We start from the raw sequence: 21,949 nt of genomic DNA on the forward strand, positions 1-21,949 counted from the left end.
TTACGCCACCCTGTCCCTGGTACGGTTCTGATGATCCGGCGCCAATGGCGGCGCAGGTCTGGCGGGAGCCAACGGAGCGATATCGACGACGACCGGCGTGGACCCGGCGTCGCGCCAGGCAACGATCCAGATCAGGAAGCCAAGCAGCGCGAGCACCGCGCCGACGGGACCGGTGGAGGTCCAGCCCAGCCCCTCGCGAATGGCGATTCCGCCCAGGAACGGGCCGAGCGCGTTGGCGGTGTTGAACGCCGAATGGTTGAGCGCGGCGGCGAGCGCCTGCGCATCGCCGGCGACGTCCATCAGCCGGGTCTGCAGGATGGCGCCGAGCGAGACGCTGGCGCCGATCGCAAAGACGTCGATCGCCAGCAGCCACGGATTGCCGGCGACAAGCGGGAAGACCAGCAGCGCGACGGCGGCAAACAGCAGGATCACGCCCGCCGTCGGCATCAAGGCGCGGTCGGCAAAGCGCGGCACGAACAGATTGCCAAGCGTGGCGCCGATGCCAAAGATGGCCAGGAAGAACGGGATGACGGTGACGCTGACCTTCGTCACCTCGATCAGCGTGGTCGCCAGATAGGTATAGACCGCGAACATGCCGCCGAAGCCAATGGCGCCGATTGCCAGCGTGATCCAGATGCGGCCGTTTCGGAGCGCACCGAGCTCGCGCAGCGGATCGGACCGGCCGGCCTGGTCGCGTGGCGCGAACAGGGCGCAGAGCAGCACCGTGAGCAGCGCCAGCACCGAGACGAGGCCAAAGCTTGCGCGCCAGCCGATCGCCTGGCCGATCAAATTGGCCAGCGGCACGCCGATAATGGTCGCGACCGTCAAGCCGAGCATCACTTGGCCAACCACCCGAGAGCGGCGGTCGAACGGCACGAGTGAGGCGGCGACCAGGGCGGCGATGCCGAAATAGGCGCCGTGCGGCAGCCCCGAGAGGAAACGCGCCGCGATCATCCAGCCGAAGCCGGGCGCGAGCGCGGTCAGCGCGTTGCCGAGCGCGAACACCAGCATCAAGGCCAGCAATTGCGTGCGCCGCGCGAACCGCGCGCCGAGCACGGCGATCAGCGGTGCGCCCAGCACGACGCCGAGCGCGTAGGCACTGATCGCATGTCCCGCGGTCGGCTCGTCGATGCCGAGGTCGGCAGCGAAGAACGGCAGCAGGCTCATCGATGCGAATTCGGTGGTTCCGATCGCAAAGCCGCCCATCGCGAGCGAGACGAGGACGATGGCGAGGTGAGGGGGAGCTGCGGCGGCGGGTGAGTGGGCGCGCGGCGAGGTCGCGTGAGGCGAGGTCGTCATGAGTCCTGCATTGGTGGCGGCAACGGGAACCAGCCCAGCGAACGTCGCCACCCCTGCAAGATTTGTCCGACCTACTTAAACCTGTGCCGGCTTGCGTCAACGCTGCAAGCTCGCCGAATGGCGGCGCGCATATCAGCCTCCCGATTTGCACCTGCCGCTCAATGGTCGCGTCGCGTCCGGGACCGGGCCTTCGGTTCGTTCCGCGCGAAATACGGATTCACGATGCAGGTCGCCGACCGGCCGACCGCGAGATATCTGCACTGCTCGAGCGTCGCGTAGCGGCAGTCGGCATAACCGACGGGGCCGTAGATCTGCATGCAGACCGGAAAACGCGGATCGTAGGTCTGCGCATGCGCGGTCGCGCTCGCGAGCAGCGCGCCCGCGACGAGGAGGGCGAGGGCGGGCCTGCGCATCTCAGCGCGGCAGATAGTAGCCCGGCACCAGGTTGCGTGGACGATTCTGATACGCATAGGGATCATCGCTTTGTCCCCCGAAATACGGATTTGCGATGCAGGTCAGCGCGCGGCCCGAAGCGCTCGCCTGACACTGCGCGTAGGTGTCGAACATGCAATTGCTCAGTCCCGGCCATTCATCGCCCGTGAGGCAGAACGCGTGATGCGTACCGAATGCGCGTGCAGGCTTACTCGCGCTCAGCGTAAACGTGAATGTGGCGATTGCGAGCGAAAGTGTGGCGACAATGGGGAGGGCAATTCGTCCACGCATTTCTCGTTTCTCCAATCACGTGAATGTGCGCGCGACGATGTTACGCGCGCACGCATTCTATCGCGTGTCGCCGACAATGGAACTCTCGAAAACACTTGTTTCAAAGGGTTTCCAGCGCGCTCCGATAAATCTTCATTAATGAAGCGCGGGCCTTTGGCGCGGACTGTTGCGTCGTGGTTACAGCAATTCCGTCGAGCGCTGATATGACGACGCCACGGCCCGGGGGCCTAACGACGAAACTGGAACGGGAATCAAATGAAGAAGAATTTGTTGCTTGCTGCTGTGAGCCTCGTCGCGCTGAGCGCGACTGCGCCGGCGCTCGCTGCTGACCTCGCCGCGCGTCCTTACACCAAGGCGCCCGCGATGGTCGCCGCGATCTACGACTGGAGCGGCTTCTACATCGGCATCAACGGCGGCGGCGGTTCGGCGCACTCGACCTGGGACGTCGTCGGCGGTGGCCGTGAAGGTTCGCACGATGCGACGGGCGGCACGGTCGGTGGCCAGGTCGGCTATCGCTGGCAGTCCGGCCAGTGGGTGTTCGGCATCGAAGGTCAGGGCAACTGGGCTGACTTCTCGGGCGACAACGTCAGCGCGCTGTTCGCGACCCGCAACCACTCGAAGATCGATTCGTTCGGTCTGATCACCGGTCAGGTCGGCTACGCCTGGAACAACGTCCTGCTCTACGTCAAGGGCGGTGCCGCTGTCGCCAGCACCAAGTACGACGTGTTCAGCACCGCTTCGGGCGCGCTGCTCGCCTCGAACGACCAGACCCGCTGGGGTGGCACGGTCGGTGCCGGCCTCGAGTACGGCTTTGCGCCGAACTGGTCGGTTGGCGTCGAGTACAACCACATCTTCCTGCAGGACAAGGACGTCACCTTCGCTCTGGTGCCGTCGACCGATCGCATCCGTCAGGACGTCGACATGGGCCTCGTCCGCCTGAACTACAAGTTCGGCGGCCCGATCATCGGCCGTTATTGATACCGACCGCTCTTTCGAGCGCTCGCGAAAGCCCCGGCCATCGGCCGGGGCTTTTTTATTGCGTGAATTCAGCGAGTTAACCATCCGCTTGCGAGATCGTTGGTCCGGCTTGACTCCCGTGAACGAAATGAGAACAATGTTCTTCATACGTTCTAGCAAGGGAGCGAGACCATGTTCAGGATTTTCGTGGAAGAGGCGGCTGCACTGGCGTCCATCACGCTGTTCGTCGGGATGATCGCGATCTGGGCCCAGGTGATACCGCAACTCTGACTGCACGGCCGCACGGGATGGCCGGGTTGGGGAAAAGCGGGACGACGCGGCGGATCGGCCGGTCCGGCGTGGACTCTGGAGCTGCGACACCCCACCATTGCGAGGCGAGTCGGCGAGCGGGTGCATGATGCCCTAAGGAGCCGGCGACCGCTCCATCTCATCTGCAAGAGGCCGTCACGCGACCATGCCGAGCGCCGGATTTGTCCACCTTCACGTTCACTCGGCCTATTCGCTGCTCAAGGGCTCGATCAAGATCGCCAAGCTCGCTGAGCTCGCGAAGAAAGACCACCAGCCCGCGCTGGCGCTGACCGACACCGACAATCTGTTCGGGGCGCTTGAGTTCTCCGACAAGATGGCGGGTTCCGGCATCCAGCCGATCGTCGGCTGCGAACTCGCGATCGACTTCGGCGATCAGGATCCGAACGCGCGCAATGCGATGGGTCCGTCGCGAATCGTGCTGCTCGCCGCGCAGGAGCGCGGCTATCGCAGCCTGATGCGGCTGAACTCGCGGGCGTTCCTCGAAACGCCCGACAGCCATGCTCCGTTCATCAAGTTCGACTGGTTCGAGGGCGAGACCGAGGGGCTGATCGCGCTGACGGGCGGACCGGACGGGCCGATCTCGCTGGCGCTCGCCGGCGGCATGGCCGACCTCGCCGCGACGCGATGCGAGCGCCTGGCCAGCCTGTTCGGCGACCGCCTCTATATCGAGCTGCAGCGCCACAACATCGACAAGGAGCGGCGCATCGAGGGCGGCTTGATCGACATCGCCTATGCGAAGGGCCTGCCGCTGGTCGCGACGAACGAGCCGTATTTCGCATCGACCGACGATTACGAGGCGCATGACGCGCTGCTCTGCATCGCCGGCGGCCGGCTGATCGCCGAGACCGATCGCGTCCAGCTCACGCCCGATCATCGCTTCAAGACCCGCGCCGAGATGGCGGTGCTGTTCGCCGACATCCCGGAGGTGCTGGCCTCGACGGTCGAGATCGCCGAGCGCTGCTCGTTCCGCCCGATGACGCGCAAGCCGATCCTGCCGTTCTTCACGGTCGGCGCCGCCGCCAGTTCGGATGCCGCCGCGGTCGAGGCCGCCGAGCTGAAGCGGCAGGCGGAGGAGGGCCTCGCCAACCGCCTGCGCGTGCATGGCCTGTCGCAGGGCATGACGGACGAGGACTACGACAAGCGCCTGGCGTTCGAGCTCGACGTCATCATGCGCATGAAGTACGCGGGCTACTTCCTGATCGTGTCCGACTTCATCAAATGGGCCAAGGCGCATGGCATCCCGGTCGGACCGGGCCGCGGCTCCGGCGCAGGCTCGCTGGTGGCGTGGGCCCTGACCATCACCGACCTCGACCCGATCAAGTTCGGCCTGCTGTTCGAGCGCTTCCTCAATCCGGAACGCGTCTCGATGCCGGACTTCGACATCGACTTCTGCCAGGACCGCCGCGGCGAGGTGATCAAGTACGTCCAGGAGCGCTACGGCCGCGACCAGGTGGCGCAGATCATCACCTTCGGTACGCTGCAGGCGCGCGGCGTGCTGCGCGACGTCGGCCGCGTGCTGCAGATGCCCTACGGCCAGGTCGACAAGCTGACCAAGCTCGTGCCGCAGAATCCGGCTGCGCCGGTGACGCTGGCGGCCGCGATCGAGAGCGAGCCGAAGCTCCAGGCGTTCCGCGACGAAGACCCGGTGGTGGCACGCGCCTTCGACATCGCGCAGCGCCTCGAGGGCCTGACCCGTCACGCCTCGACGCACGCGGCCGGCATCGTGATCGGCGATCGCCCCTTGAGCGAACTCGTGCCGATGTACCGCGATCCGAAATCGGACATGCCGGTGACCCAGTTCAACATGAAATGGGTCGAGCCGGCGGGCCTCGTGAAGTTCGACTTCCTCGGCCTGAAGACGCTCACCGTGCTCGACGTCGCCTGCAAGCTGCTGAAGCCGCGCGACATCCATGTCGATCTCGCCACGCTGCCGATCGACGATGCCGACAGCTACCAGATGCTGGCACGCGGCGAGGTGGTCGGCGTGTTCCAGGTTGAAAGCCAGGGCATGCGGCGCGCGCTGGTCGACATGCGCCCCGACCGTTTCGAGGACATCATCGCGCTGGTCGCGCTGTATCGACCCGGCCCGATGGCGAACATCCCGACCTATTGCGCGCGCAAGCACGGCGACGAGGAGCCGGAATACCTGCACCCCGTGCTGGAGCCGATCCTGAAGGAGACCTTCGGCGTCATCATCTACCAGGAACAGGTGATGCAGATCGCGCAGGTGATGTCGGGCTACTCGCTCGGCGACGCCGACCTGCTGCGCCGCGCCATGGGCAAGAAGATCCGCGCCGAGATGGACAAGCAGCGCGACATCTTCGTTGCGGGTGCGGTGAAGAACGGCGTGCCGAAGGCGCAGGCCGAGACCATCTTCGAGCTCTTGGCGAAATTCGCCGACTACGGCTTCAACAAGAGCCACGCGGCGGCCTATGCGCTGGTGTCGTACCACACCGCCTACATGAAGGCGCATTATCCGGTGGAGTTCATCGCGGCGTCCATGACGCTGGATCTGAACAACACGGACAAGCTCTCCGAATTCCGCTCCGAGGCGCAGCGCCTCGGCATCAAGGTCGAGCCGCCGAACATCAACCGTTCGGGCGCGACCTTCGAGGTCGGCGACAAGGTCATCTACTACGCGCTCGCCGCGCTCAAGGGGGTCGGCATCCAGGCCATCGACCAGATCATCGAGGAGCGTACCAAGAACGGCCTGTTCACTTCACTCGCCGATTTCGCCGCGCGGGTGTCGCCGCGCGCGATCAACAAGCGCATCATCGAAAGTCTCGCCGCCGCCGGCGCCTTCGACACGCTGGAGCCGAACCGGGCGCGCGTGTTCGCCGGCGCGGATGCGATCCTCGCCGCCTGCCAGCGCGCGCATGAAGCTGCGACCGTCGGCCAGAACGACATGTTCGGCATGTCGGCCGACGCGCCGACCATCATGCTGCCGCAGATCGAGGCATGGCTGCCGGCCGAGCGGCTGCGCCGCGAATACGATGCGATCGGCTTCTTCCTGTCGGGACATCCGCTCGACGACTACGCCACCGTCCTGAAGCGGCTGCGCGTGCAGAGCTGGGCCGAATTCTCGCGCGCGGTGAAGACCGGCGCCACCGCCGGCAAGGTCGCGGCGACTGTCGTCTCGCGCATGGAGCGACGCACCAAGACTGGCAACAAGATGGGCATCATGGGCCTGTCGGACCCGACCGGGCATTTCGAAGCGGTGTTGTTCTCCGAAGGTCTCGCGCAATATCGCGACGTGCTGGAGCCGGGCGCCGCCGTGCTGCTCCAGCTCGGCGCCGAGCTCCAGGGCGAGGACGTGCGCGCCCGCGTGCTGCATGCCGAGCCGCTCGACGACGCCGCGGCCAAGACGCAGAAGGGCCTGCGCATCTTCCTGCGCGACACCAAGCCGCTGGACTCGATCGCCAAGCGCCTGGCCGGTCCCGATGCGGCCGCCCCGAACGGCGCTGCGCCAAAGGTCGGCAGCCCGGCCATCGCGCCGCGCTCCAACGGCGACGGCGAGGTCTCGCTGGTGATGATGCTCGACCTCGAGACCGAGGTGGAGATGAAGCTGCCCGGCCGCTTCAAGGTCTCGCCGCAGATCGCCGGCGCGATCAAGGCGGTGGCGGGCGTGGTGGACGTGCAGCAGATCTAGCTGCATCGCGCGTTGCGGCCGGCCGGTCATACGACAAAGTTGTCATAATGGATCGGTTGCAACCTTGCGCTGATTCTGGCTAGCATATCCCGGGGAATGGACTGGGGTATGCAATGCTGCGATGGGGCGCTTTGGTGCTGGCCGCCGGCGTGATGCTGGCTGGGTGTGTGAGTGATCGGGTCGGAACCGACTTTGCATCCGTGTCGAAGAAGATCGGTCCTCCGCGCGCGGGACATTCGCGCGTGGTGTTTCTGCAGGACAAGCGCAACGGCCTCAGCATGGCGATCTGTGCCTGCGAGGTGAAACTCGATGGTGCGCCGCTCGGGAAGATCGTGGCCGGGAAATACGCCTATGCCGATCTTCCGGCCGGGCGTCACGACGTGCTGGTGACCGAGGCGCTGTTTCCCGGCGACACCAAGCGCCAGATCGTGATGGAAGCCGGCCGGACGCACTTCTACCTGATCAAGAGCAGTGCGAGGCACGACGCCACGACCGGAGCCGCGGTGCTCGGCGGTCTGGCCGGACTGGCGGTCGTGTCCGTCGCGACGGCCGGCGAGGCCAATCCCGGCCCGGGCGAAATCGTCGCCCTGGACGAGGCAACCGCGCGCACGAAGCTCGCGGAGCTGCAAGCCGTCGAGTAGGGCGTACGCAGTACGATGAACTGCCTCCGCCCTGCGCCGCTGCAGGGGTGACGGGCAGCAGCTTTGGAGCGCGACGAGATCTGGACGAATCGCCACCGTGATCTGGATCGTTGCTTGAGCACGATCTTCACGCGAACGCGTGCCGCTTGCGTTGTTGAGAGGAAAAATTGCGGCGACCTTCTCGGATCGCTCTTTGGGGGGGCTGGTTTCGAATGATGCAGGCCGGCGCAAGCCCGTGCAGTCGTGAGGCGCACGATGAGCAATCGTTTTGGCTTTGCGGTACGGTTTGCATTGCAGCAATCGTCGGTTGCATCACTTAACATTTGTTATTTCTTCACATCGGCGTACCTATCCTCGCGGCACTTCCATTCGTCCACGGTAACTGGGGAAACGTCACATGTGCGACAAGTGCTCTGACTCTCTGCATCATCAATCACTGCATCAAGACGTCGTGCCGTCACGGCGGTCGGCGATGCTGTTTGGCGCCGCTGCGTTTGGCATGGCCTTCGCCGGCGGACCTTTCGCCAACGGCGCCTCGGCAAAGGAGGCCAAGCAGCCACCAAAGCCGCAGAACGTGCTGTCGCCCGACGAGTCGTTGAAGCGACTGATGGAGGGCAACGGACGCTACGTTTCGGGCGTGGCGCGGCGTCACGATTTCAAGCACGAACGCGAGGCACTGGCCGGCGGGCAGAACCCGTTCGCGGCCGTGCTGAGCTGTGCGGATTCCCGCATCGCGCCGGAATACGCTTTCGATACCGGCCGCGGCGATCTCTTCGTCTGTCGCGTTGCCGGAAACTTCGCGGGCACCGAGACCATCGCGAGCATGGAATATGCAGTCGCAGTGCTGAACGCGCCGCTGATCCTCGTGCTCGGCCATGATGCCTGCGGCGCGGTCGACGCGACGCTGAAGGCGATCAAGGACGACAAGCAGCCGCCGGGACATATCCCGTCGCTGGTCGATGCGATCGCGCCGGCCGCGAAGGCTGCGATGCAGCAGGGCGGGGACGTGCTCAACAAGGCAATCCGGCAGAACGTGGTCGACAACGTCGCCAAGCTGAAGGCGGCGGCGCCGATCCTCAATGCGGCCGTGGAGCAGGGTAAGCTGAAGGTCGTCGGCGGCATCTACCGGCTCACGACCGGAACGGTCGATTTGATCGCGCAGGGCTGAGCGGGGCTCGCGCCGCATTGCGGTCGCGAGGCTTACGCCGACCTGACGCTGGGTTTGATGTGGGGCGGGGGCGTCATGCCGCCGCCTCAATCCGCGCTTTTCGTTCAAGAGCCATTCAGCCGGCCGCGCGTTTGATGTGCGGTGGCCACCTCAACAACAAAAGCGGGCACAAGCCATGCGTGGGACGCTCAAAATCTTCATCTGCCTTCTCCTGCCGATGGCGGTCCTTGCCGCGGGCGCGCACCAGGCGCGTGCGCAGCAGCCGGAAAAGCGCATCGCGCTCGTGGTCGGTAACGGCGCCTATGCCAAGTCGCCGCTGGCGACGACCGCGAACGATGCCGGCCTGATCGCGCAGACGCTGCAGGCGGCGGGCTTCGACGTCGTCGGCGCGCGCGATCTCGACGGCGACACGCTGCGCAAGAGCTTTCGCGATTTCGTCCAGAAGGCGCAGGCCTCGGGTCCCGGCACCGTCGCAATGGTTTATCTGGCCGGCTATGGCGTGCAGCTCGCCGGCGAGAACTATTTCATCCCGGTTGATTCCAACATCACCCGCGACACCGACATTCCGACCGAAGCCCTGCGCCTTAGCGACTATGCGCGCCAGCTCGCTTCCATTCCGCTCAAGGCCAACATCCTCGTGCTCGATGCGGCCCGCGCGCAGCCCTTCATCGAGGGCGGCCAGCCGATCGCGAGCGGACTGGCGCTGGTCGAGCCCGATCCGAACATGCTGATCGCCTTCAATGCCGCGCCCGGTACGGTCGCGCCGGAGGAGCCGGGGCCCTACGGCATCTATGCGCAGTCGCTGGCGGAGATGATCCGCACCGGCGGCTTGTCGCTGGCCGACGTGTTCGACCGCGTCCGTCTGCGCGTCAACGAGGCCAGCAAGGGCGCGCAGGTGCCGTGGAACGAGCAGAAGATATCGGCGCCATTCTCCTTCTTCGAGCGCGCGCCCGATGCGCCGCCGGAGACCGCACCGGATCAGGTCGCCGCGATCCGGAACAAGCCGATCCGCGATCTCGGCGTGCGGGATGCCTATGCGGCCGCGCTCGAGCGCGACACGCTGCCGGCCTATGAGGAGTTTCTCGCCGCCTATCCGGGCGATCCGATGTCGAAGCGCGTGATGGCGATCGTCGCGGCGCGCCGCGAGGCGATCACCTGGCGCCGCACCTACCGGACCGACACGCCGGAGGCCTATTGGTCGTATCTGCGCCGCTATCCGCGCGGGCCGCACGCGGGCGATGCGCGCCGCCGCCTTGCGATCCTCACCGCACCGGTCGAGCCGCCGCCGAGCTTTGCGATGATCGACTACGACGTGCCGCCACCGCCGCCGGAGGAAGTGGTCTATGTCGACCGTCCGGTGCTGTATTTCAGCGATCCCGATTTCGGCTTCGCGCCGCCACCTCCGCCGCCGGTCTATTACCTGCCGCCGCCGCCGCCGGATTTCATCGTGCTGCCGCCGCCGCTGCCGGTGATCGGCCTGTTCGTGCTGCCGCAGCCGGTGTTCGTGCCGATCCCGGTGTTCGTGCGGCCGCCGGTCTATGTCGCGCCGCCGCCGAACAACATCATCTACGCCAACATCCACAACACCACGGTGATCAACACCGTCATCAACCGGCCGCCCGCAGCGCCGGTCGGGCCCGGAGGAGGGACCGGGCCCGGCAATCTGACGCCGGCGATTGCCGGCCGCGCCAACGCGGTCGGACCGGTCCTGCCGCAAGCCGCCACGCAACGCGCCGCCCTGATTCAGGAAGGCAAGGCGCCGATGCCGCCGAGCGCGACGATCCGGCCTATGGCGAGGCCCGGGACACCTCCGGGGACGCCGGCGAACGTCGCGCCAAGCGCTTTGCCGGGCGTCGCCGCACCAGGCACCGCTGCACCAAATGTGGCCCCGAACGCCGCGCCACAGGCCAGGTTGCCTGCGGCCAACACGCTGCCGGTTCCGGGCTCCCATGGCGGTCCGCCGGCACCGCCGGCGGGGGCAGGGCCATTGCCAGGCGGCAGGCCTGCGCCGACCGCGGACGCGCCTGGTTCGACGCCGCCTCAACCGGGGGCGCCGACGGCCGCAGCTCCCGGCACGACGACGCTGCCTGGCCATCCCGGTGCGCCGAATGGTGCCGGTTCGGTAACGGCTGCGCCCACCACGACGAATCCGACGCCTGCGCCCGGCCAGCCGCCGAAACCGCCGGTGGTCCAGACCCCGGTCGGGGCGGGGCCTGGCGATCGCGGCAAGTCCGCAGCCCGCGAGCCGTCCGGTCCGCCTCCGGCCGCAGCCGGAAAGCCGGTCGCGCCGCCGCCGTCGGCTGCGCATGAGCCGATCCGGCCGCAGGGCCGGCCGACGGCCCCGCCACCACAGGCGGCCAGACCCGCTGCTCCGCCGCCGCGGCCCCAGGCCGTGGCGCGGCCGACGCCGCCACCACCTCCGCCCCGGGTGTCGGCGCCGCCGCCGCGCATGGCGGCGCCTCCGCCGCCGCGACCCGCTCCGCCGCCGGTCGCCGCGGCCCGGCCCGCGCCGCCCCCGGTGGCTCGGCCTGCTCCACCGCCGCCGCCCCGGGTGGCCGTGGCCCCGCCGCGTCCGGCGGCACCCCCGCCACGCCCGGCCGCCCCGCCGCCGGCCGCCAAGAAGTGCCCCCCGAACCAGCAGAAGTGCTAGGACGGTAGGGTGGTATTGACGGAGGAGGGGTCTTTCGCGGGCGAAAACCGCCCCTGAAAGACCCTTATTTCCTTGCTTCTGGCCAAAATCGCGCTATATAGCGCGCCATCTCACACGGAAGCATGGCTCGCAAGGCCGTCCGGTGGCAACCGGGGCGACAACGCTCTGTTTTGCTCACACGCTTCCGGAGGAACCAACCGGAGAATTAGAACGATGGCACTGCCCGATTTCACTATGCGTCAGCTGCTCGAAGCTGGCGTGCACTTTGGTCACCAGTCTCACCGCTGGAATCCGAAAATGGCTCCGTTCATTTTCGGCGCTCGCAACAACATCCACATCGTCGACCTCGCCCAGACCGTGCCGATGCTGCACACGGCCCTTCAGGCCGTCAGCGACACCGTCGCCAAGGGCGGCCGCATCCTGTTCGTCGGCACCAAGCGCCAGGCGCAGGACGGCGTTGCTGACGCGGCCAAGCGCTGCGCGCAGTACTTCGTCAACTCGCGCTGGCTCGGCGGCACGCTGACCAACTGGAAGACGATCTCGGCCTCGATCAAGCGTCTGCGTCATCTCGACGACGTGCTCTCGGGCGGCGAAGCCAATTCCTACACGAAGAAGGAGCGCCTGACGCTTCAGCGCGAGCGCGACAAGCTCGACCGCTCGCTCGGCGGCATCAAGGACATGGGCGGTCTGCCCGACCTGATCTTCGTGATCGACACCAACAAGGAAGACATCGCGATCCAGGAGGCCCAGCGCCTCAACATTCCGGTCGCCGCGATCGTCGACACCAATTCGGATCCGAAGGGCATCACCTATGTGGTCCCCGGCAATGACGACGCCGGCCGCGCAATTGCGCTGTATTGCGACCTGATCGCGCGCGCCGCGATCGACGGAATCTCGCGTGCCCAGGGCGATTCGGGCATCGACATTGGCGCCTCGGTTCGTCCGGTCGCCGAAGAGCTGCCGGCGGCGTCCTCGAGCGGTTTCCAGGGCCTTGCGGGTCCCCGCGGCACCGCCGACGACCTCAAGAAGCTCCCGGGCGTCTCGGGCGCGATCGAGAAGAAGTTCAACGACCTCGGCATCTTCCACTACTGGCAGCTCGCCGAGCTCGACCACGACACCGCGCACACGATCGGCGAAGAAGTCGGTCTGCCGAGCCGCGCGGATGCGTGGGTGGCCAAGGCCAAGGCGCTGACCGCGGAAGCGGAATAATCAGAGCGATCGGTTGGCCGGATCGGATCCGGCCACCATTTCATTCAGTTGACGCGAATTCCTGAGATGGACCGCGGCGGGGCAATTGGAGCCACGCCGCGGCAAACCGGCAGGCAAGAAGGATTTTCCACGATGGCAACGATCACTGCTGCGATGGTCAAGGATCTGCGCGAGTCCACCGGCGCAGGCATGATGGACTGCAAGGCCGCGCTGACCGAGAACGACGGCAACATGGAAGCGGCGCAGGACTGGCTGCGCAAGAAGGGCCTGTCGAAGGCTGCCAAGAAGTCCGGCCGCGTCGCCGCGGAAGGCCTGATCGGTGCGCTCACCAAGGGCACCAAGGGCGTTGTGGTCGAGGTCAACTCCGAGACCGATTTCGTCGCGCGCAACGGCCAGTTCCAGGGCCTCGTCAAGATGGTCGCCCAGGTCGCCTTCGACGCCGGTGCCGACGTCGAGAAGATCAAGGCCGCCAAGGTCGGCGACGTCACGGTCGAAGCCGCGATCAATGACGCGATCGCCACCATCGGCGAGAACATGACGCTGCGCCGTGCCGCTGCTCTCGAAGTCAAGCAGGGCGTGGTGTCGCATTACGTCCACGGTGCGGTCATCGACGGCGCCGGCAAGATGGGCGTCATCGTCGCGCTGGACTCGCCGGGCAAGGCCGACGAGCTCGCCGCGCTCGGCCGCCAGATCGCGATGCATATCGCGGCCACCAACCCGCTGGCGCTCGATCCGTCCGGCCTCGATCCGGCGGTCGTCAAGCGCGAGAAGGACGTGCTCGCCGACAAGTACCGTCAGCAGGGCAAGCCCGAGAACGTGATCGAGAAGATCGTCGAGTCCGGCCTGAAGACCTACTACAAGGAAGTCTGCCTGCTCGAGCAGGCCTTCATCCACGACACCGGCAAGTCGGTGGCGCAGGCGGTGAAGGAAGCCGAGGGCAAGGTCGGCGGCGCTGTGAAGATCGCCGGCTTTGTGCGCTATGCTCTCGGTGAGGGAATCGAGAAGCAGGAAAGCGACTTCGCAGCCGAGGTCGCGGCGGCCAGCGGCAAGAAGTAAGCGCCGGAACGTTCCTTCCGGCGTGCCGCCGGAAGCGGCGCCCGGACGAGGAAAGTGCTCATGACTGATCCGGTCTATCGTCGCGTCGTGATCAAGCTGTCCGGCGAATATCTCGCGGGACAGCAAGGCTTCGGCATCGATCAGCCGACCATGGACCGGGTTGCGGACGATCTGATCGCCGCCCGCCAGCTCGGATGCGAGGTTGCGGTCGTGATCGGCGGCGGCAACATCTTCCGCGGTGTCGAGGTGTCGTCCCGCGGCGTGTCGCGTCCGACCGGCGACACCATGGGCATGCTCGCCACCATGATGAACTGTCTCGCGCTCGAAGCCACGATCGAGCGCAAGGGGACGCCGGCGAGGGCTCTCTCGGCCTTCGTCATGCCCGAGGTTTCCGAGCTGTTCACCCGCGCGGCGGCGCACAAATACCTCGCCGAGGGCCGGATCCTGCTGCTTGGCGGCGGAACCGGCAATCCGTTCTTCACCACCGACACGACCGCGGTGCTGCGTGCCGCCGAAATCGGCGCCCAGGCGGTGCTGAAGGCGACCAATGTCGATGGCGTCTACTCGGCCGACCCGAAGAAGGACCCAAGCGCCACGCGGTTCGACCGGCTGACGCATTCGCAGGCGATCGAGGGCGGTTACAAGGTGATGGATGCGACCGCCTTCGCGCTTGCCCGCGAGACGTCACTGCCTATCATCGTGTTTTCGATCGCGGAGCCAGGCTCGATCGGTGCGATTCTGCGTGGCGTCGGCCACGGAACCGTCGTCGCCGGCTGACGGCTCATCCAGCGCTCTTTCCGGGAAGGGGCGCGGTGAGGTCGTCGCCGGGATTTTGAAGGAGAAACGTGATGGCCACGGGTAATTTCGACCTCAACGAAGTGAAGCGCCGCATGCAGGGCGCCGTCTCCTCGCTCAAGCACGAGCTTGGCGGCCTGCGCACCGGCCGCGCGTCGGCCTCGATGCTCGATCCCGTGCAGGTCGATGCTTATGGCAGCCACATGCCGCTCAACCAGCTCGCGACCGTCAGCGTGCCCGAGCCGCGCCTGATCTCGGTGCAGGTCTGGGACAAGTCGATGGTCAAGGCGGTGGAGAAGGCGATCGTCGATTCCAATCTCGGCCTGTCGCCCGCGACCGAAGGCCAGGTGCTGCGCCTGCGCATCCCCGAGCTCAACGAGGAGCGGCGCAAGGAGCTGGTAAAGGTCGCGCACAAATACGCGGAAGCCGCCAAGGTCGCCGCGCGCCACGTCCGCCGCGACGGCCTCGACGTGCTCAAGAAGCTCGAGAAGAATCACGAGATGTCGGAGGACGATCAGAAGCGTCATGCCGACGAGGTGCAGAAGGCGACCGACGGCACCATCGCCGAGATCGACCAGCTGCTGGCCGCCAAGGAAAAAGAAATCCTCACCGTCTAGGGCTTTTTTTCCATGTCCAACGCCGCCGCGCCAGCAACGGAAGGGCCCGACCGGTCCGAGGCGCCTGCGCATGTCGCCATCATCATGGATGGCAACGGGCGTTGGGCGGCCGCACGCGGCCTGCCGCGTGCCGAGGGGCACCGCCGCGGCGTCGAGGCGTTGCGCCGCGTGGTGCGCGCCTCGCACGAGCTAGGCATCCGCTATCTCACCATCTTCTCGTTCTCGTCGGAGAACTGGTCGCGTCCGGCGAGCGAGATCGGCGATCTGTTCGGCCTGCTCCGCCGTTTCATCCGCAACGATCTGGCGAGCCTGCATCGCGACGGCGTCAAGGTCCGCATCATCGGCGAGCGCGACGGGCTCGAGGGCGACATCTGCGCGCTGCTCAACGAAGCCGAAGAGCTGACGCGCGACAACACGCGCCTCACGCTCGTCGTCGCGTTCAACTACGGCTCGCGCCAGGAGATCGCGAAAGCTGCGCAGAAGCTTGCGCGCGAAGTCGCGGAAGGCAAGCGCGACCCCGCCACGATCGACGCCGAGACGCTCGGTGCGCATCTCGATGCGCCCGACATTCCCGATCCCGATCTGATCATCCGCACCAGCGGCGAGCAGCGCCTCTCCAACTTCCTGATGTGGCAGGCGGCCTATAGCGAGCTGGTCTTCGTGCCGATCCACTGGCCCGATTTCGACAAGGCGGCGCTGGAAGGCGCGATCGCCGAATTTGCCAGGCGCGAGCGCCGTTTCGGCGGCCTGGTCGCGAAAACCGCCTCGTGAGCGAATCCGACACCGCACCCGCGGGCGCCAAGCCCGCCCCGAGCAACCTCGTGATGCGAGTCCTCGCAGCGCTGGTGCTGGCGCCGGTGACCATTGCGATCGCCTATGCCGGCGGCTGGCTGTGGGCGCTTCTCGTCACCCTGGTGTCGATCGGGCTGTTCGCGGAATGGCTGATGGTGGTCGGGGCGGGCTCGACCGCGCTGACCGGGGCGGGGACGATCGTCATTGCCATGATGGGCTTGTGCGTTGCCGCCGGCGCGCTCAAGACCGCCATCGTCGTCGGCTGCGTCGGCGGCGCCATCATCATGCTGATCGCGCGCGGCAGGTTCGTCTGGGCCGGGACCGGCTTTGCCTATGCGTCGGCGGCGCTGCTGGCCTCGATCCTGGTGCGGAAGGATCTCGTCAACGGTTTCGCCGCGCTGATGTTCGTGCTGCTGGTGGTGTGGGCGACGGATATCGGCGGCTATTTCGCCGGCCGCGGCCTTGGCGGCCCGAAATTGTGGCCGCGGGTGAGCCCGAAGAAGACCTGGGCCGGAGCCCTCGGCGGCTTTGCCGCGAGCCTTGCGGTCGCTTCGGGCTTTGCCGCTTGCGGGATCGGCAAGCTGGTCCCGCTGCTGCTCGTCAGCGCCGTGCTCTCGGTGGTGTCGCAGCTCGGCGACCTCTTCGAATCCGCGGTGAAGCGGCGGTTCGGCGTCAAGGATTCCAGTCACTTAATTCCCGGCCATGGCGGGCTTATGGACCGCCTGGACGGCTTTGTTGCGGCCATCCTGGTGGCCTGGATTATCGGCTTTCTCCGTCACGGTGTGCATAGCGCCGGAAGCGGTCTTATGGTTTGGTGAGGATATGAGCGCAGTCCCATTGCGTAATAACAGGCTTGCTGCGTCCGACGTTCGCAGCGTCACGGTTCTCGGCGCCACCGGCTCGATCGGCGACAGCACGATGGATTTGCTGCGCGCTTCGCCCGAGCGCTACCGCGTCGAGGCGCTGACGGCGAACAGCAATGTCGAAGCGCTGGCCAAGCTCGCGAAGGAATTTTCCGCGCGCTTCGTTGCGATCGCAGACAGCTCGAAGCTCGGTGAGCTCAAGACCGCGCTTGCGGGGACGAGCACTGAATGCGGCGCCGGCGAAAGCGCGGTGATCGAGGCCGGCGCGCGGCCGGCCGATTGGGTGATGGCGGCGGTCAGCGGCGCGGCCGGGCTGAAGCCGGCTCTGGCGGCGGTCGATCGCGGCGCGCATGTCGCGCTCGCCAACAAGGAATGTCTCGTCTGCGCCGGCGATTTCTTCATGCAGCGCGCTGCGAAAGCCGGCGCGTGCATCCTGCCGGCCGATTCCGAGCACAACGCGCTGTTCCAGGCGCTGGCATCGGGCAATCGCGACGAGCTCGTCCGCGTCATCATCACCGCGTCGGGCGGCCCGTTCCGGACCTGGAAGCCGGCCGATATCGAGCAGGCGACGCTCGAACAGGCGCTCAAGCATCCGAACTGGAGCATGGGCCAGAAGATCACGATCGACTCCGCCTCGATGATGAACAAGGGGCTCGAGGTGATCGAGGCTTCCTATCTGTTCGCGCTCTCGCCCGACGAAATCGACGTGCTGGTGCATCCGCAGTCGATCATCCATGGCATGGTGGAATTCTCCGATCGCTCGGTGATGGCCCAGCTCGGCGCCCCCGACATGCGCACGCCGATCGCGCACTGCCTCGGCTGGCCCGACCGCATCAAGGGGCCGGCGGCCAAGCTGGACCTCGCCAAGATCGGCCAGCTCACCTTCGAGGCGCCGGACTTCGAACGGTTCCCCGGACTGCGTCTGGCTTTCGACTCGCTCCGGACCGGGAAGGGGGCGACGACGGTCTACAACGCGGCCAACGAGGTCGCGGTCGCCGCTTTCATCGCCGGCAAGATCCGGTTCGGCGCCATTGCGCGGCTGGTCGAGGCGACGCTGGACGACTGGATCCGGAGCGGAAACCAGGCCCCGATGACATCAGCGGATGATGCTATATCTGTTGACCATGTTGCTCGAAATAGAGCCGCCGCCCTATTGCCTCAAATTGCCTTAAAGGCATCCTAGTTGGTTCGGGGCCAGGGCCTTGCGGCGCTGGATGAGGGATATCGATGATCGACTTTTTCGTCCATAGTTTCAATACGTTGAGCCATGGGCTCCTCGGTTACGCAGTTCCCTTCCTCTTCGTCCTGACCATCGTCGTGTTCTTCCATGAGCTCGGCCATTTCCTGGTCGCGCGCTGGGCGGGCGTTCGGGTGTTAACCTTTTCGCTCGGTTTCGGACCTGAGCTGATCGGTTTCAACGACCGTCACGGCACCCGCTGGAAGATCTCGGCGATCCCGCTCGGCGGCTACGTCAAGTTCTTCGGCGACGAGAGCGAGGCCTCGACCCCGTCGGCCGAGTCGCTGGCGGCGATGACGGCCGAGGAGCGCGCCGGCAGCTTCCACCACAAGAAGGTCGGCCCGCGTGCAGCCATCGTCGCGGCCGGACCGATCGCCAATTTCATCCTGGGCGCGCTGATCTTCGCCGGCATGGCCCTGTATTACGGCAAGCCGAGCACGATCGCGCGCGTCGACGGCGTCGTAGCCGACGGTGCGGCGGCCGCAGCCGGCTTCAAGATCGGCGACGTGGTCGTCCAGATCGACGGCAAGCCGATCGAGAGCTTTGCCGACATGCAGCGAATCGTTGCGATGAATGCCGGTTCGGCGCTTGCGTTCCAGGTCAAGCGGGACGGGTCCATCGTGTCGCTGACCGCGACCCCGGCGCTGCTCGAGCGCAAGGATCCCTTCGGCAACAGCCATCGTGTCGGCGTGCTCGGTGTCGAGCACAAATCTCAGGCCGGCGAGGCCTCGACCGCGCCGGTGGGTGTCGGCGAAGCGCTCAAGATCGGCGTCGAGCAGGTCTGGTTCATCATCACCAGCACCTTCAAGTTCCTGGGCTCGCTGTTCGTCGGAAACGGCAATCCCAACGAGGTCAGCGGTGTCCTCGGAATCGCGAAAATGTCGGGGCAGGCGGCCAGCGCCGGGTTCCAGTTCGTGATCAACCTCTGCGCGGTGCTGTCGGTGTCGATCGGCCTGCTGAACCTGTTCCCGATCCCGCTGCTCGATGGCGGTCACCTTATGTTCTATGCGGCGGAGGTCGTCCGCGGCCGGCCGCTGTCGGAGCGGACGCAGGAGATGGGGTTCCGAATCGGGCTGGGTTTGGTGCTGATGTTGATGGTGTTTGCCACCTACAACGACATCCTGCGGATGGCAGCTTCCTGATAGGGGCTTTTTTGTGGCGTTGCTGATCAGCAACGTCTTGGAATGAAATTGAAATTACGGCGCTTTCGGCCGTTTGCGGCGTGAGCGAAATTGGCTACAAGCGGCCTGAACTTGGGGAATCTCCGGACCGGCGTTGGGGTTGGGTCTGGCACGGAATGATAAGGGCGCGTTGCGCATGAAGTTTGGACTGCGACTCCGGGGGGGCTTGCTCGCAACCCTGATCATGTTCGGCGCGCCGGTGGCTGCCCCGGTTGGGGCTGTTTTTGTGTCTTCGTCTGCGCTCGCTCAGACCGTTCAGTCGATTTCCGTCGAAGGAAATCGCCGTGTCGAGGTGGAGACGATCCGCTCCTATTTCAAGCCGGGCCCGGGCGGCCGCCTGGATCAGGGCGCCATCGATGACGGCCTCAAGGCCCTGATCGAGACCGGCCTGTTCCAGGACGTCAGGATCAATCGCGGCCCCGGTGGCCAGGTCATTGTCTCCGTGGTGGAAAACCCGGTGATTGGCCGCATTGCCTTCGAGGGCAACAAGAAGATCAAGGACGAGCAGCTCACCGGCGAGGTCCAGTCCAAGGCGCGCGGAACCTTCTCCCGTGCCATGGTGCAGTCCGACACGCTGCGAATCGCTGAAATCTATCGCCGCTCCGGCCGCTACGACGTGCGCGTCACGCCCGAAGTCATCGAGCAGCCGAACAACCGCGTCGACCTCATCTTCACGATCGTCGAAGGCTCCAAGACCGGCGTGAAGTCGATCGACTTCGTCGGCAACGTCGCGTTCTCGTCCTACCGCCTGCGGGACGTCATCAAGACGCGCGAATCGAATCTGCTCAGCTTCCTTGCCAGCGGCGACATCTACGATCCCGATCGCGTCGAGGCCGACCGCGACCTGCTGCGCCGCTTCTATCTCAAGAACGGCTTCGCCGACGTCCAGGTCGTGGCCGCGCTGACCGAATACGATCCGGAGAAGAAGGGCTTCAACGTCACCTTCAAGATCGAGGAAGGCTCGCAGTACCGCGTCGGCGCGGTCGACTTCCGCACCAGCATTCCAAACTTCGATCCCTCATCGATGCGCGGCTATTCGCGCGTCAATGTCGGGTCGCTCTACAACGTCGAATCGGTCGAGAAGTCGGTCGAGGAGATGCAGATCGAGGCCTCGCGCCGCGGTTATGCCTTCGCCGTGGTCCGTCCCGGCGGCGACCGCAATTTCGAGGCGCACACCGTGTCCGTCGTGTTCAACATCGACGAGGGCCCGCGCACCTATATCGAGCGCATCAATCTGCGCGGCAACACCCGCACGCGCGACTACGTGATCCGCCGCGAGTTCGACATCTCCGAGGGCGATGCCTACAACCGCGCGCTGGTCGATCGTGCCGAGCGGCGCCTGAAGAACCTCGACTACTTCAAGTCCATCAAGATCACGACGGAGCCCGGCTCGTCGAGCGACCGCGTCATCCTGATCGTCGACATGGAAGAGAAGTCGACCGGCGACTTCTCGATCTCGGGCGGCTATTCCACGACCGACGGCGCGCTGGCCGAAGTGTCGGTGTCCGAGCGCAACCTGCTGGGCCGCGGCCTGTTCGCCAAGGCGGCGGTGACCTACGGCCAGTATGCACGAGGCTATTCGCTGTCGTTCGTCGAGCCGTATCTGCTCGACTACCGCGTCGCGCTGGGCCTCGACCTCTATCAGCGTGAGCAGAAGTCCAACAGCTACATCTCCTACGGCACCAAGACGCTCGGCTTCTCGCCGCGCCTCGGCTTCTCCTTGCGTGAAGATCTGGCGCTCCAGGTGCGCTACTCGATCTATCGGCAGGAAATCTCGCTGCCGTACTACCTGGCGAACTGTAACAACGTCGTCGGTTCAGCGGCGTTCAACCCGAGCCCGGCCTTCGTCAATTCCAATGGCGGCGTTCCGGACCTGAGCTCGACCAACGGCCTCGGCTGCTACAGCGACGGCGAAGCTTCGCTGCCGGTGCGCAAGGAGCTTGCCAACGGCAAGACCCTGACCTCGGCGCTCGGCTACACGCTCAGCTACAACACGCTGGACAACAACAAGAACCCGACCGACGGTCTGCTCATCGACTTCCGGCAGGACTTCGCCGGCGTCGGCGGCGACGTCTCCTATCTGAAGACCGTTGCGGACGGTAAGTACTACACCCCGCTGGTCTCGGACATCGTCGGCCTCGTCCATCTCCAGGGCGGTATCCTGACCAAGATGGGCAGCGATCTGCGCATGCTCGACCACTTCCAGATGGGCCCGAACCTGGTTCGCGGCTTCGCTCCGAACGGCATCGGTCCCCGCGATCTGAATCCCTTCGGCACGCAGGATGCGCTCGGCGGCACCAAGTATTGGGGTGCTTCGTTCGAATTGCAGATGCCGTTCTGGTTCCTGCCGAAGGAAGTGGGTCTGAAGGGCGCGGTCTATGCCGATGCCGGTGGCCTCTTCGATTATCAGGGACCGACGACGTGGTCGCTGACGAACGAAATGACCACGCCCAAGAACTCGAACTGCGTGCCGTCGACCGTCAATCCGCCCACGGCCGGAACTTGTACTGGCCTGGTGTACGACAACGGCAACACCGTTCGTTCGTCGGTCGGTGTCGGCCTGATCTGGCAGTCGCCGTTCGGTCCGCTGCGGTTCGACTACGCGGTTCCGCTCACCAAGGGCAAGTACGACCGCACGCAGGAGTTCCGGTTCGGCGGCGGCACCACGTTCTAACGTGAACAGCACGGCACGATCCGGATCGTTGGAGCCGGTTTCCGAAAAGGATCGTGCCAGTCCAAGAGATGAGGCATGATGCGGCCTTGCCGCTTCATGCCGAAGCCG

The 21,949-nt window shown here is 65.9% G+C and carries 17 protein-coding genes; 14 read left to right on the forward strand and 3 right to left on the reverse strand.

Annotated elements, in window-relative coordinates:
- From A7X65_RS05155 to A7X65_RS05165, 3 genes are all read right to left on the reverse strand, one after another.
- Complete coding sequence (locus A7X65_RS05155) at positions 1-1,299, reverse strand: MFS transporter (RefSeq protein WP_063683216.1); 1,299 nt, start codon at positions 1,297-1,299, stop codon at positions 1-3.
- Positions 1,300-1,457: 158 nt separating this feature from the next.
- Positions 1,458-1,712 carry a DUF3551 domain-containing protein gene (locus A7X65_RS05160; RefSeq protein WP_063683217.1) on the reverse strand — a complete coding sequence of 85 codons (255 nt, stop codon included), beginning with the start codon at positions 1,710-1,712 and terminating at the stop codon, positions 1,458-1,460.
- Between the two features lies 1 nt (position 1,713).
- Entirely contained in the window at positions 1,714-2,022 is a 309-nt protein-coding gene (locus A7X65_RS05165) for a DUF3551 domain-containing protein (RefSeq protein WP_063683218.1), read from the reverse strand.
- A gap of 255 nt (positions 2,023-2,277) precedes the next feature.
- On the opposite strand from A7X65_RS05165, the gene A7X65_RS05170 reads away from it, so the two are divergent.
- The 14 genes from A7X65_RS05170 (at position 2,278) to bamA (ending at position 21,841) form a co-directional block, all read left to right on the forward strand.
- Positions 2,278-3,000, forward strand: coding sequence for an outer membrane protein (locus A7X65_RS05170; protein ID WP_063683219.1), 723 nt, complete (start codon positions 2,278-2,280; stop codon positions 2,998-3,000).
- A gap of 454 nt (positions 3,001-3,454) precedes the next feature.
- The gene (gene dnaE, locus A7X65_RS05175) at positions 3,455-6,958 is read left to right on the forward strand and encodes a DNA polymerase III subunit alpha (protein WP_063683220.1); all 3,504 of its coding nucleotides are present in this window, start codon (positions 3,455-3,457) and stop codon (positions 6,956-6,958) included.
- A gap of 134 nt (positions 6,959-7,092) precedes the next feature.
- Positions 7,093-7,599: a DUF2846 domain-containing protein gene (locus tag A7X65_RS05180; protein WP_245323275.1), complete on the forward strand. Its 507-nt coding sequence runs from the start codon at positions 7,093-7,095 to the stop codon at positions 7,597-7,599.
- Between the two features lie 397 nt (positions 7,600-7,996).
- The gene (locus A7X65_RS05185; RefSeq protein ID WP_063683221.1) at positions 7,997-8,767 is read left to right on the forward strand and encodes a carbonic anhydrase; all 771 of its coding nucleotides are present in this window, start codon (positions 7,997-7,999) and stop codon (positions 8,765-8,767) included.
- A 175-nt stretch (positions 8,768-8,942) separates the two neighbouring features.
- Positions 8,943-11,417: a caspase family protein gene (locus A7X65_RS05190; protein ID WP_063683222.1), complete on the forward strand. Its 2,475-nt coding sequence runs from the start codon at positions 8,943-8,945 to the stop codon at positions 11,415-11,417.
- Positions 11,418-11,630: 213 nt separating this feature from the next.
- Complete coding sequence (locus tag A7X65_RS05195) at positions 11,631-12,626, forward strand: 30S ribosomal protein S2 (RefSeq protein ID WP_018642316.1); 996 nt, start codon at positions 11,631-11,633, stop codon at positions 12,624-12,626.
- A 132-nt stretch (positions 12,627-12,758) separates the two neighbouring features.
- On the forward strand, positions 12,759-13,682 hold the full coding sequence (gene tsf / locus A7X65_RS05200; RefSeq protein ID WP_063683223.1) for a translation elongation factor Ts: 924 nt from the start codon (positions 12,759-12,761) through the stop codon (positions 13,680-13,682).
- Between the two features lie 60 nt (positions 13,683-13,742).
- Positions 13,743-14,459, forward strand: coding sequence for a UMP kinase (pyrH, locus tag A7X65_RS05205; RefSeq protein WP_063683224.1), 717 nt, complete (start codon positions 13,743-13,745; stop codon positions 14,457-14,459).
- Between the two features lie 71 nt (positions 14,460-14,530).
- Complete coding sequence (gene frr, locus A7X65_RS05210; protein WP_063683225.1) at positions 14,531-15,094, forward strand: ribosome recycling factor; 564 nt, start codon at positions 14,531-14,533, stop codon at positions 15,092-15,094.
- Between the two features lie 12 nt (positions 15,095-15,106).
- Positions 15,107-15,865, forward strand: a complete 759-nt coding sequence (locus A7X65_RS05215; protein ID WP_063683226.1) for an isoprenyl transferase — start codon at positions 15,107-15,109, stop codon at positions 15,863-15,865.
- Entirely contained in the window at positions 15,862-16,704 is an 843-nt protein-coding gene (locus A7X65_RS05220) for a phosphatidate cytidylyltransferase (RefSeq protein WP_156527644.1), read from the forward strand. Before A7X65_RS05215 ends, A7X65_RS05220 begins: the two co-directional genes overlap by 4 nt.
- 4 nt (positions 16,705-16,708) lie before the next feature.
- Positions 16,709-17,932: a 1-deoxy-D-xylulose-5-phosphate reductoisomerase gene (gene dxr / locus A7X65_RS05225; protein WP_063683227.1), complete on the forward strand. Its 1,224-nt coding sequence runs from the start codon at positions 16,709-16,711 to the stop codon at positions 17,930-17,932.
- A 44-nt stretch (positions 17,933-17,976) separates the two neighbouring features.
- A complete protein-coding gene (rseP, locus tag A7X65_RS05230; protein ID WP_063683228.1) occupies positions 17,977-19,128 on the forward strand; it encodes an RIP metalloprotease RseP in 1,152 nt (383 codons plus the stop codon).
- Between the two features lie 175 nt (positions 19,129-19,303).
- Positions 19,304-21,841, forward strand: a complete 2,538-nt coding sequence (gene bamA / locus A7X65_RS05235) for an outer membrane protein assembly factor BamA (protein WP_063683229.1) — start codon at positions 19,304-19,306, stop codon at positions 21,839-21,841.
- The last annotated feature ends 108 nt before the right edge of the window (positions 21,842-21,949 follow it).

The organism is Bradyrhizobium stylosanthis, from assembly GCF_001641335.1.
Lineage (GTDB): Bacteria > Pseudomonadota > Alphaproteobacteria > Rhizobiales > Xanthobacteraceae > Bradyrhizobium > Bradyrhizobium stylosanthis.